The sequence below is a fragment of the Planctobacterium sp. R6 genome, from assembly GCF_055755215.1.
The window spans coordinates 189,747-208,288 of the sequence record NZ_JBVTQY010000005.1 but is presented as its reverse complement, the minus strand read 5'-3'; the positions used below and the strand labels follow the sequence as shown (position 1 = coordinate 208,288).

The 18,542-nt window shown below is 45.5% G+C and carries 10 protein-coding genes; 5 read left to right on the top strand and 5 right to left on the bottom strand.

Annotation, left to right across the window (positions count from 1 at the left end):
• Positions 1-296 precede the first annotated feature (296 nt).
• Positions 297-1,136 (bottom strand): polysaccharide deacetylase family protein, encoded by an 840-nt coding sequence (locus AC0J20_RS05720; RefSeq protein WP_229529655.1) that lies wholly within the window; start codon positions 1,134-1,136, stop codon positions 297-299.
• 364 nt (positions 1,137-1,500) lie between these two features.
• Here AC0J20_RS05720 and AC0J20_RS05715 point away from each other — a divergent pair, with 364 nt between their 5' ends.
• The 4 genes from AC0J20_RS05715 to AC0J20_RS05700 all read left to right on the top strand — a co-directional run bounded on the left by AC0J20_RS05715 (position 1,501) and on the right by AC0J20_RS05700 (position 5,494).
• The gene (locus tag AC0J20_RS05715; RefSeq protein WP_229529656.1) at positions 1,501-1,914 is read left to right on the top strand and encodes a hypothetical protein; all 414 of its coding nucleotides are present in this window, start codon (positions 1,501-1,503) and stop codon (positions 1,912-1,914) included.
• Positions 1,915-1,980: 66 nt separating this feature from the next.
• Entirely contained in the window at positions 1,981-2,655 is a 675-nt protein-coding gene (locus AC0J20_RS05710) for a YjbF family lipoprotein (protein ID WP_473020950.1), read from the top strand.
• A 2-nt stretch (positions 2,656-2,657) separates the two neighbouring features.
• A complete protein-coding gene (locus tag AC0J20_RS05705; RefSeq protein ID WP_473020949.1) occupies positions 2,658-3,383 on the top strand; it encodes a capsule biosynthesis GfcC D2 domain-containing protein in 726 nt (241 codons plus the stop codon).
• Positions 3,380-5,494, top strand: a complete 2,115-nt coding sequence (locus AC0J20_RS05700) for a YjbH domain-containing protein (RefSeq protein ID WP_473020948.1) — start codon at positions 3,380-3,382, stop codon at positions 5,492-5,494. The genes AC0J20_RS05705 and AC0J20_RS05700 overlap by 4 nt, the downstream gene beginning before the upstream one ends.
• Before the next feature lie 37 nt (positions 5,495-5,531).
• Here the strand turns inward: AC0J20_RS05700 and AC0J20_RS05695 are convergent, their stop codons facing one another.
• From AC0J20_RS05695 to imuA, 4 genes are read right to left on the bottom strand one after another with little or no spacing between them, the layout of a single operon-like run.
• Complete coding sequence (locus AC0J20_RS05695; protein WP_473020947.1) at positions 5,532-6,233, bottom strand: hypothetical protein; 702 nt, start codon at positions 6,231-6,233, stop codon at positions 5,532-5,534.
• Positions 6,234-6,281: 48 nt separating this feature from the next.
• A complete protein-coding gene (locus tag AC0J20_RS05690) occupies positions 6,282-9,365 on the bottom strand; it encodes an error-prone DNA polymerase (RefSeq protein ID WP_473020956.1) in 3,084 nt (1,027 codons plus the stop codon).
• Between the two features lie 17 nt (positions 9,366-9,382).
• Positions 9,383-10,786 carry a Y-family DNA polymerase gene (locus AC0J20_RS05685; protein ID WP_473020946.1) on the bottom strand — a complete coding sequence of 468 codons (1,404 nt, stop codon included), beginning with the start codon at positions 10,784-10,786 and terminating at the stop codon, positions 9,383-9,385.
• 17 nt (positions 10,787-10,803) lie between these two features.
• The gene (gene imuA, locus AC0J20_RS05680) at positions 10,804-11,496 is read right to left on the bottom strand and encodes a translesion DNA synthesis-associated protein ImuA (protein WP_229529662.1); all 693 of its coding nucleotides are present in this window, start codon (positions 11,494-11,496) and stop codon (positions 10,804-10,806) included.
• Between the two features lie 234 nt (positions 11,497-11,730).
• On the opposite strand from imuA, the gene AC0J20_RS05675 reads away from it, so the two are divergent.
• Complete coding sequence (locus AC0J20_RS05675) at positions 11,731-18,480, top strand: FG-GAP-like repeat-containing protein (protein ID WP_473020945.1); 6,750 nt, start codon at positions 11,731-11,733, stop codon at positions 18,478-18,480.
• Positions 18,481-18,542: the final 62 nt, after the last annotated feature.

Genomic DNA, 18,542 nt, shown 5'->3' with positions numbered 1-18,542 from the left:
CAGCTCGACGTCCCCTTGTCTCGCGTTCAACCCTAAAATAGCTCCAGGTATTCGCTATTTTTAAACGGGTTTCACCCTTGTGCAGTCGTTCAGGCAGGCTTGGGCAGACTCGTCGTAAACACATCCCTGATGACCGTCACCCGAAGGGGTGAGTCTCAGGGATGAGACGAATAATGTAGGTCGAGATTGTTCCCGACAATCCCCGACACTTCCGCCATCCATGGCGGGCGCAATCGCCAGGCTCCTGGTTAGAGAAAGGGCTATCCAATTGGGTGGCCCTTTTTTGCATTTGGTTTTTACTTAAAGCTATTGGCGACGGGTTGGGTGTCGTAATCAATGCCTAGACGACGTTGTTCCTTTTTCATATAGGTTACGATGTTGATAAAGGTATCGGTCCAGAGGGTTTGCTTATGCTCAGAAAGATATCTCAATAGCGTATTATGTGCCTGGTTACTGATACTCAGGTAATCACCACCGATCCCGTGAAAGGTAAAATGTATCATAGTGCCTTTGTTCGCCGCTTGTTTAACCAAGGCTACGAGTGCTTCTCCGGTAACATCATAAGGGGCGATAAAGCTGACGGCATAGGGGTTTTCTACAAGCATGTTGTCTATGGGTTGTTGCACCACTTTACTCTTAATACCCACAAACAAGGTTTTGATTTGATCCAGATAGAATTCGCCGGCCGCTTTCACATCTGCACAGGGTGCTGTGAATGTGCGACGTGTATTGTTATCGATTGCATTAAGGTAATTGCTGGCGACGCGAATTTGCTGCACATAAGATTTAGCAGGCAGCTTATCAAGATCATTGTCAGCTGAGACCCATTCACGATCGGGCTTAGAGGCTCTGCATTGATGAAATAGACTGTGATTACCTAATTCATGCCCTTGTTGTGCGGCTAGTCGCCATTGTGACAGGTGAGACACCAGAGTCGGGCTATTTAAACTGAGGTAAAAGCTGGCCTTTATGCCAAGGCGATTTAGCTCAGGTATCGCGTTATTTAACTGACTGATAAGTGCATCGTCATATCCTAAACTTACAGCTGCCTTGTATTGCTCAGGCCATTTAAACTGATCAGCGCCAAAAGCACGTGTTGATATTGCAATGCACACTAAAAAAACATATTTGAACATACTATTCCTGTAATCAATCCTGATGGTGACGCTGTCGTTTAATCTGTTCCGCATTATTCCGGGAGACACTTACCCTGAGTAACTGCGTTGCTGGAAACAGTGCTTGTTTCCCTGTGAAGCCGAACTTACAAAACGATGCGCTTTACTATAATGTCATCGACAGTTACAAGTAATTCAAATTTATAGGATTAATTCTTAGCTAAACAGGTTACAATTGCGTCGCAATCCGATATTTTCCAAAATTGCGCGTATCTTCCTTAAGATAAAGAGAATTTTATGTTAAGGATTAAAAATTGATGTTGCAGCTACACAGTTGATCTTGTAGCATTCATACTAGTTAATTATCTTTACTTGAGAGCATACTATGAAAAAACTAATTTCTTTAATGATGATCGCTCTCTTGTCGCTGGGAGCAAACGTATCAGCGCAAGAGGAAGCCGAAGCTGGTGCAGCTACTGACTCTGTTAGTGGTTTTATTTCTGAAAACAAAGTCGTGATTGGCGCGGTTGCAGTAGGTGTTGCTGCGGCGATTATTGCCAACAATGACGATGACGGTCGCGATTGTCGTGCTGATCAGATTATCGTTGGTGGTGCATGTGTTTGTCCATCTGGCCAGGAAGAAGTAAACGGCGTATGTCAGGATATCGTAACGGGTCCTGAGTGTAATGCTGGCGACGAACTGATCGATGGTATTTGTTACGGTACTACACTGACTGAGACTTTGTCAGGTACAACAACTATTCTGGTACCGGTTACTTTCACTTACTTACCACAATAAGTAAGCAAAGGATTCAGAAAGCCGCCTCAGGGCGGCTTTTTTAATGACAATAAGAATATTCCTGCCATGAAAAAATTATCTGCCATATTTGTATTTCTGTTTCTGCTAAATGGATGTACTAACCCCTTACAATCCCATATTACCTCGCTTAAATTAGCCTATCGCCTGAATCAGGATGCTGAAATCAGTCTTGATAAAGTTCTGGAATCTAAAGTGGATCTGGCATTGATCAAAAGTGGTGACAGACCTGTTGCGATCATAGCTAAAGCGTTTGCCGAAGAAGGTAAAGATAAGTGGATCTCTGAAGACAGGGCAATGTTGGTGGTTGAATCAGGCCGAATCATCAGAACCCAGGGGTTTAAGAATGATTTACTTAGTTTGAGTGGTATTGGGCCGGACCCCTTATTGCAACCCGAAAAACTGAATGGCTCCAGCTGGCGCTCATTATCTGACTGGGAATCGGGCGAATATGGATATCTAAGCGAATCAAATTTTACGGTTGAAAGTGAAGATATCACGGTTCTTGAACACCATTTCAGCACCATAAAAGTCACCGAATCAGTGGAATTTAAAGCAAAGAGAAACTGGTTAATTGGAAATCAGCAATGGGATAACGTCTATTGGTTCGACAGACACAGTAATCGCTTGCTGAAGGCAAAACAGCGTACCGCGCCACACAGTAATGAATTTTTAATTACATTTGTAAGCACTGCGGCTGAATTACTGCAACAAGGAGAGTGATAGTGAGAGTCATATTAGCAAGTCTCTGCGTGTTAAGCCTCTTTCAGGTAAACGCTGAGGTAAGAATCGATTACCTCAGCAACCAGTTAGTTTACGACAGCAACCCCAGAATCGAAACCGTACTTAAAGGGGTGGTTAAAAATCGCGATATATTCTGGCCTGCTGCTGTTTTGTATAACCGATCTGCAGTGCAGGAACTGGGCCTAAAACAACAGTGCCTGCAGATGATTAACGATTTAAAGTCTGAGACGGGCGTTAAGACAGCAAAGTATCAGGCACTGAATTCCTTGTTAAGCCAAATAGATGGATGGAACTTAGCCCACCGGGTTCCTCTGCTAATTGATTATGATTTTGCCCGTGTCCGGGAAGAACTCAATCCGCGTGTTGATGATGGTGACTATTTATTACATCTCCCCGCCCGAAGTAATCAGGTGCAGGTGTTTGGTGCTGTAGCGACGGTTCTGACCTTAAATCACATAGGTGCCGCGCCGGTGCAGTCTTATCTGGAAAAGTTTGAACGGCTGGATTATGCCGACAATGAATTTGTATATGTCATCAAACTGGATGGCACTTACGAAAGGGTTTCAACCGGCGTTCATAGTATGCAACGGGTAGAAGTCCCACCGGGCGGAAGTATTTACATTCCTTTACGGGAATTACCCTTTAGCAGTGAAAATACAATCTTAAATGAAATGGTGGCCGAGTTAGCAGGGAGTCGTTTACCGTGAGCTTTTTTTATCGCACAGTGTGCAGTCTGGCCATTACTGCGGCCTTGTTTCCGGCGCATGCAAATGAAGCTGACTCCGGTTATCACCACACCCGTTTGCCGTATTCTCAGGGCGATTTAGGTGGCGTGGGGTTATTACAAACTCCCACGGCGCGTATGCTGAATGAAGGCGATATGGTCCTTGGATATAAGGACAACGGGGAATATCGTTTTTGGACGGCGAGTTTACAATTGTTTCCCTGGATGGAAGCAACAGTCAGGTATACGGATTTCAGAAACCTTTTGTATAGCGAAGTACCAGAATTTAGTGGCGACCAAACTGCCAAAGATAAAGGCATTGACGTAAAATTCAGGTTGTTGCAGGAATCACTTTATCTGCCTCAGGTAGCTGTTGGATTTCGTGATTTTGGTGGTACCGGCTTTTTTGAAAGTGAGTATATTACTGCCAGTAAACGACTCGGAGATTTTGATTTTCACCTGGGGCTTGGCTTTGGATATCTGGGGAATGCGGGTTCTGTAAGCAATCCTTTTTGCGACATTGCCGACAGATTTTGCGAGCGCAAAGGCTTTGGCGGGTTTGGTGATGATCAGGGCGGTCAGATAAATTTTGACGACTTTTTTAGTGGTAATACGTCTTTGATTGCCGGTTTAGAATATCAGACGCCATGGGAGCCGCTGCGAGTTAAGATTGAATACGAGGGCAATGACTACACCAGAGAAAGGGCACAGCCGCTAGTGCAGGACAGTCGCTGGAACTTCGGTGTTAATTATCGCTACAACGATTTTGATTTTGGTTTGTCATGGGAAAGAGGAAATACATTCGGTTTCAGCGTTAACTACGCGTTTAATTTCCATACCGCCAGCCAGGCCAAAGTGCAGCCTCAACCTCAGTCTTTGAAAGATCGCGATCCGGATGTCAGCGTTCAGGATGTCGGACAATTTGAGCTGATGGCTAAAGTGTCTCAATCGGGATTGATAATATCCAATACCGTGATCAATAAAGATCAATATATCGTTTACGGCTCAAGAACCCGCTACAGAGACGAACAGGATGCCATCGAAAGAATGGGGCGTGCGATGGCGGCTAAGTTGCCAGACAGCGTGAAAAGCTACCATATCGTTGAAACTGCGATGGGTATGCCTCTGGTGGAAACGGTGATAGATGCGCCTGAATTTATTAAGGTGGCAAATTACGAGACACTGGAACATGACATCAGCACCACCTGGAAACGTCAGGAACCTTCACAAGAGGTGATCGCGAAAAAGCAGGATAAACAAGTCAGTGGTTTTTTTGCTAATTTGGATACCTTTTGGATTCAGACATTCGGCTCACCGGAGGCTTTCTATCTGTATCAGGGCGGCCTGTATGGTACCGGGGGGTATGCCTTTAATTCCAACTTCAGAATTACCGGTGGCGTAAAGGCGATACTGCTGGAGAACATGGATAAGTTTAACTTCAAAGTTGATAACTACGATTCACCTGTGCCCCGGGTCAGAACGTATATTCGTGAATATGTTCGGAAAAGCCGGGTTTCAGTCGATACCCTGTTTGCTAACTGGGTGGATCAGATAGCCCCTAATACCTATGCGCAGGTTTATGCCGGTTACCTGGAAACGATGTACGGTGGTATCGGTGGCGAAATCTTCTATCAGGAAGTAGACAGCAATTTTGGCTTTGGTCTGGATCTCAACTATGTTAAGCAACGCTCGTTTGAAAATGATTATGACTTCAGAGATTACGAAGCGCTTACGGGTCATGCCAGTGTTTACTGGAAGCCATCATTTTGGAAAGACGTGCAACTGAGCTTTAACGTTGGCCAGTTTTTGGCTGAAGATAAAGGCGTTAATGTGGAATTTGCGCGTCGTTTCGACAGCGGGATTGTCGTGGGAGCGTATGCTGCACTGACGGATATCTCGGCAGAAGATTATGGTGAAGGGAGTTTCACTAAGGGATTTTATATTTCTATCCCGTTTGATTTGTTCTCCTTGCGACCATCTACAGGTCGGGGTCGCATCCCCTGGGTGCCGATTGCACGAGACGGTGGACAACCATTAAACCGGCCGGTGAAATTAAATTCGATATCCAAAATACGTAGTCCATTTGTGGACTAACTCAAATCGCACCAGGCACTCTCATCGAGTGCCTTTTTTATTCTTTGGTAAAGGTACCCGGTCTGATGGCATTGACCACGGATTTAAACATCAGTACCCAAAAGAGTAGCGGTAACATCCACCAGGCTTTCAGTTGTTCAAGGCGGTTGCCTCGGTAATTTGATCGCAGGTATTGTTGCGATAGGAGTACTTTATCATTCAGTGTCATATGGAAAATGACCCCATTATCATGCCAGATTTTAAGGTCTGAATCTTTGGGGATGTCTCGTTGCAGCCTCATACATAACTGACCTTTGATATCCACGGCGTAAAACTGATGTCCCCACGAATGCACCACGAAATCATAGTAGGGGTATTCTCTGCTGCCCATTTTCTGGCACCGGGTTGTTTCAACATTGATAAGGTACTGGGGTAGAGAGTCGATTTCCGGGATGTGAAGTTTATGGCTAATGAATCCAGCCAGTAAAAGATGTAGCAGAACAACACTACCAAGAAAGAATTTTCTGAATGTCTGTCGTTCGGCACCCTGAAAGTCCAGAATAAAGGCTTCTGAGCTTTCCTCGTCCACTTCGTCGTCTTGTGTTTCGAATGGTTCCGGCTTTTCGCCGGCATCCAGGCGTTTCTGGATTTCAGCATCTACCTTTTCAGCCCGATTTGGAAATTTGTCTCTGTCGATATTTTCTTTAACTTCGAGCAGCTCTGCCAAGCTGTAGCGGGCATAGTGAGGTTCATTGCTCATGAGTCATCCTTGATGTGATTGATATTGGTAATTTACTTGATATTGCGCTTAATGGAAATCTCTGGAACGGGTTGTTAGCTGGGATAACAGATGACTTTGGTCTTCCAGTTTTCCGGCAATGATATGGGTGACACCGCCGTCACCACGCTCCAGGATACCGGTGACTTTGAGGATCTGAGCTTTCAGATAGGCTTGTTTTTGGGCTCTGGCTGTGGCTCTCCAGACGATAACGTTAATATTGCCGGTATGGTCTTCGAGAGTGATGAAAGTGACGCCAGAGGCGGTTCCGGGCGCCTGACGACCTGTTACCATACCCACAACACTAATAATTGCTTGATGCCGTATCTGGGCAAGTCCGGTGGCGCAGACAAATTTGTCCAATTTGCCATTGGCTTGCAACAAGGCTATCGGGTGTTGCTTCAGGGTCAGGCGGGTGGCCTGGTAATCTTCCAGCAGGTTTTCTACATCGTCAGGTTGGTGCTGATTGCCTGTGGCAGGTTCGTGCAGTGTATTAAACAGGGGTAATTCCGACTCTGTATTGAGTAACGCCCAACGGGTTTGATAGCGGTTTTTTTCTATCATGTGCATGGCATCGGCACTGGCCAGTGCCTGCAATTCGTTACTTTTAATCGTCAATTGCTTTAGCTGACTCACGTATTGATAACCGGACTGCGGACGGTTTTTTATGAGCTTGTGAGCTGCATCTTCGGAAAATCCCTTCACCTGACGCAAACCCAGACGTATGGCAAACTTATCTTGTTGTTTTTCCATCAAATGATCCCACTGAGAACGGTTAACGCATACGGGTAATACTCTGATCTGGTGTTGTCTGGCATCCTGTACCAGTTGCGAAGGAGTGTAAAAACCCATAGGCCAGCTGTTCATCAGTCCAGTGTAAAAGGCTTCGGGGTAATAGTATTTCAGCCAGGAGGAAACATAGGCCAGTATGGCAAATGAAGCTGAGTGAGACTCCGGGAAACCATACTCACCAAAACCACAGATTTGTTTGAATATACGTTCAGCATAGTCATAGTTGTAACCCCGGTGCATCATGCCGCTGATGAGTTTGCTTTTAAACTTCATCAGCTCGCCATTTTTTTTCCAGGAAGCCATGGCCCGGCGCAACTGATCCGCTTCGCCTCCGGTAAAATCAGCCGCTACCATGGCCAGCTTAATTACCTGCTCCTGAAAGATAGGTACGCCACGGGTTCGGCTGAGCACGGCTTTAACTTCTTCTGATGGGTAGCTTTCTGGCTCTTTACCATCCCGGCGACGCAAGAAGGGATGCACCATGTCCCCCTGGATAGGCCCGGGTCTGACGATGGCTATCTGGATCACCAGGTCATAATAATTTTTCGGCCTCAGGCGTGGCAACATACTCATCTGGGCGCGGGATTCAATCTGAAACACACCGACGGTATCGGCTCTTTGGATCATCCGATAGACATTGGCATCGTCCTGTTTACGGGTGATATCCGTGATACTGAGCTTACGGCCATAATGCTGCCAGACTAACTGAAACATCTTGCGGATAGCGGTCAACATGCCCAGCGCCAGTACATCCACTTTAAGCAGAGCCAGACTTTCCAGATCGTCTTTATCCCACTGAATAACAGTGCGCTCCGGCATCGCGGCATTTTCTACCGGCACTAACTGATAAAGCGGCCCTGCTGAAATCACAAAGCCCCCCACGTGTTGTGATAAATGCCGGGGGAAACCTTTGAGTTCTTCCACCAGGTGCACCAGTTTTTCACTCTGGCTGGCGTTACTGGCCAGACCCAGCTCTACAATTTGGGCCTGCCAGTCCAGGCCGCGATCACGACGATTGATGTTTTTAATAAAGTAATCCAGTTGCACTTCGGCAATACCCAGGGCTTTTCCGACTTCCCGTAGTGCACTTTTAAAACGGTAGGTGGTGACTGTGGCAGCCAACGCTGTGCGTTCCCGGCCGTACTTCTGATAGATATACTGAATCACTTCTTCGCGCCGCTCGTGCTCAAAGTCCACATCAATATCAGGCGGTTCGTTGCGTTCTTTGGAGATAAAGCGCTCGAACAATACCGAGATTTGCCGTGGGTCTACTGAGGTAATTTCCAGACAATAACAAACCACGGAGTTGGCCGCTGAACCTCGCCCCTGGTAGAGGATCTGTTGTTGTTTGGCAAACTGTACTATGTCGTAGATGGTCAAAAAGAAGTATTCATAGTGCATTTCTGTAATAAGGCGGAGTTCTTTAGCAATGGTGCGTTTAATGCCGAAGTAGTTATCAGGCCTTTGGGCAAATCGGACAGCCATTCCCCGAAGCACGCATTCTCTCAGATACTGGCGTGGAGTATAGCCTTTGGGTATCAGTTCTTCGGGATACTGGTATTTCAGTTCAGACGGGCTAAAGCTACATCTTTGTGCTATGTGAGTACTTGCTACTATCCACTGCTCCGGATACAAAGATTTGATTTTATCTAACGGGCGCAAAGCGCGTTCGGCGTTACTGAGTAAGTCCCGTCCTAATTGAGCAACCGGTATACCCTCTTTGATGGCGGTAACCACCTGTTGCAATGGCAAACGCTCCGCTTCGTGCATCAGAACGCCGCCACAGGCGGTGACAGGGATCTGATACTGTTCAGCCAGTTGTTTACAGTGCTGTATATAACGTTGTTCATTGGCGGTCAGGTGACGCTGTACCCCCAGCCACAGACGCTGCGGGTAGTGCCTGATTAACCACTTCGCCCAATGGTTATCCTGTTCTTTATCGCCTTGCGGTAACCAAATCACCAGGCAGTGCTGGCAGCTTTTCAGATCCCATTCTTCCAGTTGATATTCGCCTTTTTCTGAGCGTCTGCGGGCATTGGTAATGATACGGCAAAGTTCACTGTAAGCTTCTTTATGAGGGCAGAGCAGTACCAGTTTCAGATTTTGTTGAAAGCAGAAATAACTGCCAATGATAAGTTTAATGGCAAGCTGGTGTTTTTGTTGTTCGCTGTAGGCCCGCACAATACCTGCCACGGAGCATTCATCGGTAATGGCCAGTGCCTGATAATTTAAAAAATTGGCTCGCTGCATCAGTTCTTCCGGGTGGGACGCACCGGTCAGAAAAGAAAAATTGCTTTGACAAAATAGTTCAGCGTAATACATGGGCAATAACTCAACGCTTAAGCGAATACGCCATGCAGAAACCACCGCTGCTCAGCGGTGCGAAACACCCAGTACCACCTTCCCTGGGCAGAATGGGCGATAAAGTAGTCCCGGGTAATGGCATGATCATCCCACCAACCAGATACGATGCGCTCAGGCCCCTGTAATAGGCGGACTTTTTCGGTCAGTTTCCGGGGCTCAGATAGCAGGAAAAAAGGCCGGTTTGCCTGTAGTTTTGGTAATGGCGACAAGGCTTTTCCTGCGTTTTGGTAACGGTTAACTTGCTCCGGGCGAAAATCATTATGCAGTGAGATTTGTTGTACCAACTCTTGTCCCAGCTTAGCCTGTAACATAGCAATCAGCTGTGTCTGGGAGAGTGCGGTTTTTTTTCCGGAGAACAGATCATCTGCTCTCGGGGCTTTTAGGTGGGTGTTACCCGTTTCCAGTGATAAGGCGTATACCGGAGACTGCAATTGTACACTTTCCAGCTTCAGCTGCATCAGGGTTTGCCACACTTTAGCCCGATATTCTCCCTCAGCACTGTTTACTGTGACGGTTAAGCTGGCTTGTTCCCGCTGGTGCAGATTTAGTAAAAGTTCTTCGGTGACCTGATCCCGAATCAATAAAAAATCTTCTAATGCCTGAAGTAGTAACTGAATTGGCGGCAGCAGTATCTGGGTGTTATCTATTTCATACAACAATTCCAGGCGACGGTTAAAGCGCTTTTCAGGATGATAAAAGCTGATGCTATGATGCAGCTCCCCCAGCAGTCGGCCCATATAAGTGACTAACTGAATATCAAAGCGCCTGGCAATCTCACTCAGTGGCATGGCGGCTAAATCCCCTATCAGCCGGATGCCAACCCGTTTCAGGTTGTCCACCACCCTGGTAGGCAATTCACTGGCATCCAGGGGTTGAGCCAATACCTGTTGGTGCATTTGTTGGCGATCTTCACACACCTGATCCCATTGGCTTTGCGCTAATATTTTGGCGGCAAACGGGGTAGCACCCGTGGCGTAATGGTAGCGGATGTTATTTTTATCGAGTGTGCCTGAAATGGCTTGCCAGTAGTTGTCCAGGCCATCGTAAAAGCGCAACATATTGTGAATACGCAATAAAATGCCATCGGGTGGAAATAAACAAATATCCGAAGTAAGTTGGTACAAACTATCGCATAACTGTTTTATTTTATTGCTTTCAAGGTCAGAGTTATAAGGCTCTACATGTAAATCATGGCACAGGGCACAGGCGGTACCTAAGCCCATTCCCGGTTTAATGCCGGCTTTGCTGGCGAGCTCATTCAGTTGCCGGGTGCTATTGTCTTTAGCCTCCAGAATAATCACGGGTCTATGCTGTTCTGCTAAAAACTGACAGTCCATCTGCAGACGGGGAAAATGCAGATATAACCACAACTTTTTCATAATGACTCGTAACCGAATTAACTGGCGCGTTGCTTTGGAAACGGAATAATATTGTTATCGTTATTATGTTGTTCCGGTAATTGCAGAGCTGGCCAGAGTGCCTGCATATTTAGCTGGATATCCTGGTGTCGCCAACTGCCAATGCGCTTATTTACCTTGATGCGCAAACCTTGTGCTTGTGGTTGCAAAGACATAGACAAGGTAACAGGCAGGGACAACCCCTGAGTTTGTTGCTGGCGAAAAATAACCTGTACGGCATGACTTTGTTTTGCCGCCAGTTGTAATCGTTTTACCTGGTGTATTTCCAGATTCTGCAACCAGCTTAGTACGGTATGGCAGCAGTCGCTTTTCAGGCATTGCTCGGCTGCCCATAAAGCCTGTTGTTGGTCTCCCGGGCGGATCACTAATACCTGATTTAAATCAATGCCCAGTTCCGCCAACATTTCACCATTGATCTGTAAAGGCGGTGCAATGATCACCAGCAGGCGTTGTTGCCGGGCCTGGCGCTGCAAAATATAAGGCAAAAACAGGCGCAGTTCACCAATACCAATATCGGAGTGAATATCAATAACCCCCTGGGTCGGCAATCCGCCTTCCAGCCCCGCATCCAGTTCCGGGTAGCCAGACAGGCTGCCGCTGTCGGGCTCATTAATAGCTTTTCCCTGCCATATCAAATGCTTATTTTTAAGATAGCTAAGGATGTTGTTCACCGAAAATACCTGAAGACCTGAAATTTATACTGTATATAAATACAGTATATTTGTTGTCTGAAAACTTGCAAGTTTTGTTTTGGTGTTTGAGTAAAGATTGCTGTATCGGGTAAATAAAATTATGATGAGCGCCAAAATAAATTCGCTTATTTTTAAGTGGTAGTGGAATAAAATATACCCTGGTAACGTCTCACTGACAGATAACAGGGTATAACAATGAAATGGAGTTTGAGCATGTCTTATTTCACGCTTGCTAAGCGTCTGCTGGCTTTTGGGGTTTCAGTATTTGCTGCGTCTGCATTGGGCAGTGATTCCTTTTTTAGTGAAGTCGTCCCGACATTCTCCGCAAAGTATCAATATGTGGATGAGGCTGAAAACGGGCAGTCGCGTTTATACCTGGCATGGGGCGGCGAAATAGCCGGATATCAATTACCCGGAGCCCGAAACCGCGCCACGCTGGTTTGGGAAACCCCCGAACAAGCAACGCTATTGCATTTGACCATATCTGGTCGCTTAAACACCAATATTATTGCAAACCCTCACTTATCAGCAGATGAGCAGTCGATATACTACACGGCTAACCTCGCGCTTTCTGGCACAAGAGCGAGGGATGCCACTGACTGGTTGCATCGCTACGATATAAATACCGGCGAAACTTATGAGTATGCGATGCCGGAACTGTTTGACGACCAGGCTATCAATGCCAGCAGCGTCATGGCAGATGATTATCTGTACTTTTTATATGAAAAGCAGCTCTATCAGTTTGATGTTGAGGCTGGTACCTGGTCAGCGATCAATCTACCTCTGCCTGAGCGTTGCAGCGATACTTCAAGTTTTAATCCAGAACTACGTGTTGTGGATAGTCAACAAAGAGCCATTATTTTTTCTGCATGTGGGGCAGCGGTTATTGCTGTTAGTGCGGATGGCAGCAGCAATGAAATCATTCAGATGCCCATCAGGCCCCCACTAGACTACGCAGATTATATTACTACCTGGTGGGCACAAGGCGCGGCACTGTTAGCGCCTGCCAGCAAGGAAACTGAGGTGTTTTACTATGGCCGCTATGATGATAAATATTATTTATGGGATATTGCCTCGGCAGAAAAAAGTGTTGAGTCATTGTTTAGCCACTCTGACATAAAGCTTTTGGATACCAATCAGGTTTTCGCTGTTAGCAAAGATGGCCGCTATCTTGTTTATATCATCGACGAAATCCGGTTAAAAACCCATAAGAATGACAGTTCAGAATATTTTCGCGCGCCTTTTTTGGTTTACGATCGGGTGCGAAACCAGTACGCCTTTATTCGGTTTGCATCAGAGAATGGTCAATATAACAGGCTGAACTCCAATGCTGATTATAACCTCAAGTTTCTGGACATTAGCGCTAAAGATAATGAACTCCATGTCATCACGAAACACAATGATGAAAACAGTAACAGGCACTTTCTGATCAGTTTGGACGAGGTGTTCAACAATGAGTTTCCCACTGTTCGAGGGATTGCAATCAGTACCCCTGAGGATTTTTCGGCTGAAATAAGCAACATTGATTATGACGGTGAGCTCTTAAAGCTGCGCAGGGTTCACATGGAAAGTGGCGATGTACAGGAATATTATCTTAGCGGTGAGGCTTTTTCAGATGTCGGGATCACAACACCGGGTAATATTAATTATCAGTTTATCCCTTGCAAAGCAAACTTTCTTTGCAATGAGCAGGATATCGCCAATAGTGAAACTGTTTACATAGAAGATATTGCCACAGTGCCGGAATTTACTCTTGAAGTGCTGGCCGAGGGTGGTGATTTTGTTGGTTATAACGTGACATTAACCAATGAGAAAGAGCCGGGTACGGTGCAATTGGTTTATACAGATAATCGCACAGACAAGCTGAATATCGAGGAAACCAGTGTATTCATTTCTAAAGGGGTTTCGGAAGCATTAAACAGCAATATTATTTTGCAAAACTGTTTTGACAAAGGATATGGCTACACATTGGCATGCAGCAGCAATATCTCTTCCAGGCAAACTATTCTGATCCCTGAAAAAAATAATGGGCATATTATGCCATTCGCGGATGAGTCGGGATTTGCGATTCATTGGAAGCCTGTAACAGGAGGGCGCTATACCTTATCTCGTATTCTGGAAGGTGAAACCGAATCTATTCAATTGTTACAGGACTCCGATACGCTTTTTTATCACGATACTGAATACCCTGAAATTAGTGCCGAATATACTCTGATGTCTTGTGTAGCCAGTGGTTGCGTTAGTCAGGTTTTACATCGAACAGCTATTGATGAGGCTGATACTCACATAGAGTTTTTAAAAACCTCGCTAAAAAATCAGCTGTATTTTTCCGCAAATTTGCACGCTGATTTATTTAAGCTTATCAGAACTCTCAGTCGCTCAACCCAGGAACCTGTTACCGTATTTGAGTCAGACAGTGCGTCATTTTCCTTCATAGACGAGGATATTATTGACGGGGGTGAGTATCTTTATACCGTGCAGTCTTGTACACAAAATATCTGTACAGAAACTGCTTCTCTCAATGTTATTGGCGGGATTGAAGTACCAGACTATTTTAATCCTGACATACCTGGGCCACTGAGTAATTTTGAATTGCAAATGGGTTTTATGTCTTATCGCCTTTTATTTGAGTATGAACTCCCTTTTCGCGCTCCCACAAGTGAACTCAAGGGTTATGGTGTATCAGCGTTATATCGCCAGAAAAACAGTGAAAACTGGAAAAGTGGTAATACCGGGATTAATAATTTTACTTTGTACGGAAATAACAATGCCGGGGCCTATGTTGCAATCATGCCGTATTACACCAGTTTTTATGACGATGGTTTCTACCCTGAATACGGGCCTGCCAGTTATTACTCTTTGCCCGAAGTAGATGCTTCAACATTGCCTGTTAATGAGGATTTTAAACTCGACATTGATTTTTCCACGGCTCATAGCCCGCGTATTTATCTTACTGGCGATCCCTATGTGGATGTTTACCATCTCTGGGTAAAAGCACCACAAGATAGTGAATTTTCGTTGCTCTACACTCAGCGTATTAATGTCTTTAGTTTATACACAGGTGGCGACCTTTACTTTAATTTACCGGAAGAATTTCAGGTTCAGGGCACAGAATTTTATGTGCAAGGTTGCTCCAGAGCGTATGCAAAATGCAGTGAACAGCATACGGTTTACACACCTGAGTTGAGTGAACCAGAAACAGAATTGGTCGACTTTGATAATGTTCAGGTATCGGTTGCTGCACCTTTATTGGAGTGGACATCGCAAGGGCTAAACGTAACCGCACAGATTCATTCCGCAGCACAATTGACGAAAGTTAAGTTTTATCGAGTTGATAGCGGTGAAGTTATTCAGCAACAAGCCCAAAGCATTAATTATCGCGGTGAGCATAGTGATTTTTCCGACCTGAACATAGGTGACACACTGAGTTGGCAAACTCAATATTGTTTCGTTGCACTGGTGGAATTGATAGAACAGGAAGTCTGTTCGGCATTGAGTGATATTGCTGATTTTACACTGACAGAAGAGATGACGCGTCTGGCGCCATTTGCACCATTAGTTACTGATGTAATTAAGTTAACCAGTAGTCAAATGGCCAATATTAGCTTTAATGTCAATTTCAGCGATAGTGTGCAGCGTGCTGATATTGTGGCAACACCTACAGAGCTGGAGGTGTTACAGCGTTCGTCCACGGGGGAATATTCGGTAGTACACCAGATGTCATTGGTGTCTCCTGAATTAGGAGTTCAGGCGGTATCATTTGATATTGCAACCGGGCAGCATTTAAACCTTGTGGCCCGTGTATGTTCAGAACAGCAATGCAGTGAGCACAGCCAGGAAGTGAGTGTGGACCTGATTAATGACGTCAGTGGCGACACTATTCCGGAAGTTCCTGAGATAGTGACTTCCAAACCTTCCCCGGTTGTCAGTGACATATTGTTAAAAATAAACGCTGAGATGCCCGGTGTCGTTCATGAAATTGTGGTCAGTAACTCGGCTACTGATGCCAGTGAGCATGTCGTTTTAACTGCCAGCACAGCTGAGTCTGATTATGTGCTGAATGCGCTTGATTTCAATCAGACGCTCTATCTTTTTGTGCGAACCTGTAGCTATCTGGGGTGTAGTAACTACACCGCAGCGACGAGTCTGAACGCACTGAACAATATGTTAGTTACGTCTGAATACCACTTTGACAGTGAAGACAGCTTGTTACCTGAAGGTGGTAGCGTCATTGATATTGATGATAAAAAGGCCTTCGCAGGAGAGATTAACAGCGGTTACTTCTTGCCATTAGCGGCAGACACTGCTTTAGATTTTCAACTTTATTTACCGCTATACGTTTCTGAATTGCTCAGTGTTGCTATTGAAACACAGCATGTCAGCTCCGGCGAAAATACGGTTTATTTGCAAAACTTGTTCAGCATTGCCTATCGATACGGTGAAGAAGCTGAACTGCATTCCCCATTTTGGGACACTCCAATTTTATTTACAGATGGGTATGAGGAGTGGATTAACCTCAAAGTCGCGTTGAATGAAGACGGTTTACTCTCTTTGTATTACAACGAAGAGCTGCTCTCTGTTTCTGATCGTGGTTTGGATCTGAACATTTGGGAATACAGTAAAATTACCGTAAATACCGGGCATCATGTGTTGGGTAACTTTTCGATTACCGGCGCAGCTCCTGAATTAATGTCATTTGTCCCCTTTACGGCATCCGGGGGATGGATAACGGATGACAAGGTGCAGTTGCTTTTCCGTCATCCTGAATGGCGAAAATTTGAGTATTTGAATACTGCGATTAATCGGGTAAAACTCTGGCAGGTTAACACTGAGACGGGTGAATATGCTCATGTGTTTGATGGTGACCCGGTGCAGGCTGCATCTTTGTTAACCTCTCTACCTGCTTCTGACACTCTGAATCTGGTGTCGCGTTCCTGCATTGAAGATGTGTGCGCTCCGGCTTACTTCATGTCAGATGTGGCATCTGACTATACCTATATTCACCATGATTGGTCGGATATCCACACGGAATTATCAGCTGCGGGTGTCAATGTGCGATTTGCCATATTCAATGAACAATGGGAGTCGGCTCAAAGCTTTACGTTGTATCGCAACAAAGCCGGGAGTACCGAGCCAGAACTAATATTCAGTGATGACTTCGCGGCGCTTTACCCCCTGGCAGATGACGATTATTACTATACCTATAATGACACCTCGCCACCCGAAGAGAGTTATTACTATCAACTGGAAGTGTGTACTCCGTTAAATTGTGTCTGGGCACAATCCGAGCTGGTAATTACCTCTGAAACTTACGATATCGATGATGATGGAGTACCTGATATTGAAGATGCTTTTCCGTTTGACCCACACGAGTCCACGGATACAGATGGTGATGGAATCGGTGACAATAGCGATCCAGATATAGATAATGACGGCCTTAGCAATACCTTCGAGAACAGGTTGGGGCTGGACCCATACCAGGTAAATGACCTTGAGTCGGACGTTGATGGTGATGGTTACAATGAATTGATGGAAGTTTTGTCAGGGGCCGATCCCAATGATTACAGCAAAACGCCCCATGATTTTGGTTACTTTGAATCTTTTGAGCAGGCTAAATCTGCCCACCTGAGTTTCTTTGATTACTGGAATGAAGATGATTCCGTGTCGTTTGATAATTGGCATATAGAGCCGGAGACTGAAAGTCGGGTAAATGATGCCCAGCATGGTGAAAATGCTTATGTGTTCACGCCGTCTGAAAGGCAAGGAGAGACCACGTCCATTTATTATCGTGGCTATCTGGCTTCTGGGTATATCTGGTTTGCGTTAAAAGATGCCGAGCAGGTACCAGCTGTCAAAGTCGATAATCGGCATATCAGTTTCGATGAAGACAATCAAATAGCCCTATCCGATGGCTATACCATCTATATTTATAGGGTGGCTAACCAAAACGAAGCTACTTCTCAGGTAATCATCACCATTTCAGGTGAATGGTCTTCTCTCGATAGTGTGTACTTACCTGGTAGTGGAATATGCCAGAGAGCTGGACAGATAAATCAGCAAATAGATCTCAATTGCGATGGTCAGGCGGAATTTGCCGGCATATCGAATAATACAGACAGTGGTCATACTGAGCACCTGGACAAAGTAATTCGTCATAATACAGTGAATAAGGTAACGCTTAGTGAGTCTTCCGGGCTGATACCTATTTCGGGAGATTTTGATGGTGACGGAATTACGGACTTTGGTTTCAGAAACCCATCGACAAAGCACTATGTTTTCCGCCGTTCATCCGATAACGATGTCTTAAGTGGTCAATTCGGATTACAGGAGGGGGATATTTTGGTTATTGGCGATTACGATGGCGATGGAAAGTCAGATTTAGCCTTGCGTCGTCCCTGGAATACTACCTGGTATATTAAACCCTCCTCCTATCATGGCATAGAGCGCATCAGGTTTGGTCTTGATCCAGAGGATATCCCGGTGCAAGGCGATTATGATGGCGATGGTAAAACAGATCTGGCAGTAGCCAGACTGAAAAACCAAATGTGGTATGTTAAATATTCTTCTGACGACAGCATAGGTCGGATACCAATGACAATGAATGCCGGTGATATCCCGATCACTGCTGATGTGGATGGCGATGGTAAATCGGATCTCATCATCCGCAGACCAGAAACCTTTACCTGGTGGATAAAGCGCTCCAGCGATGGGCAGGAAGAGACGGTTACTTTTGGCAAGCGTAAGTCTGATATTCCGGTGGTTAACGATTATGATGGTGATGGCAAAGCGGATCTGGCAGTGCGTCGCGATTCCAATCATCATTTTTATGTGTTGCGCTCTTCCGATGGGCAATTAGGGCGATATCCATTCGCGAACGTGGACCGGTTTATTCCACTTGCGGCACCCATTCAGATGAGAATGCAATTTGCAGCCGGTGACTGGTCGTTCATCGAACAAGATTAGTTTCCCAATGCCGATTAGTCTAAAAGCCTGTTTTCAGACAGGCTTTTTTGTAGACTAAGGGC

What these genes read in the sequence shown, in the direction of transcription:
- AC0J20_RS05690 (WP_473020956.1), bottom strand. Translation starts at nt 9,365, where the DNA reads ATGTATTACGCTGAACTATTTTGTCAAAGCAATTTTTCTTTTCTGACC.
- AC0J20_RS05685 (WP_473020946.1), bottom strand. Translation starts at nt 10,786, where the DNA reads ATGAAAAAGTTGTGGTTATATCTGCATTTTCCCCGTCTGCAGATGGAC.
- AC0J20_RS05715 (WP_229529656.1), top strand. Translation starts at nt 1,501, where the DNA reads ATGAAAAAACTAATTTCTTTAATGATGATCGCTCTCTTGTCGCTGGGA.
- AC0J20_RS05720 (WP_229529655.1), bottom strand. Translation starts at nt 1,136, where the DNA reads ATGTTCAAATATGTTTTTTTAGTGTGCATTGCAATATCAACACGTGCT.
- AC0J20_RS05695 (WP_473020947.1), bottom strand. Translation starts at nt 6,233, where the DNA reads ATGAGCAATGAACCTCACTATGCCCGCTACAGCTTGGCAGAGCTGCTC.
- AC0J20_RS05710 (WP_473020950.1), top strand. Translation starts at nt 1,981, where the DNA reads ATGAAAAAATTATCTGCCATATTTGTATTTCTGTTTCTGCTAAATGGA.
- AC0J20_RS05675 (WP_473020945.1), top strand. Translation starts at nt 11,731, where the DNA reads ATGTCTTATTTCACGCTTGCTAAGCGTCTGCTGGCTTTTGGGGTTTCA.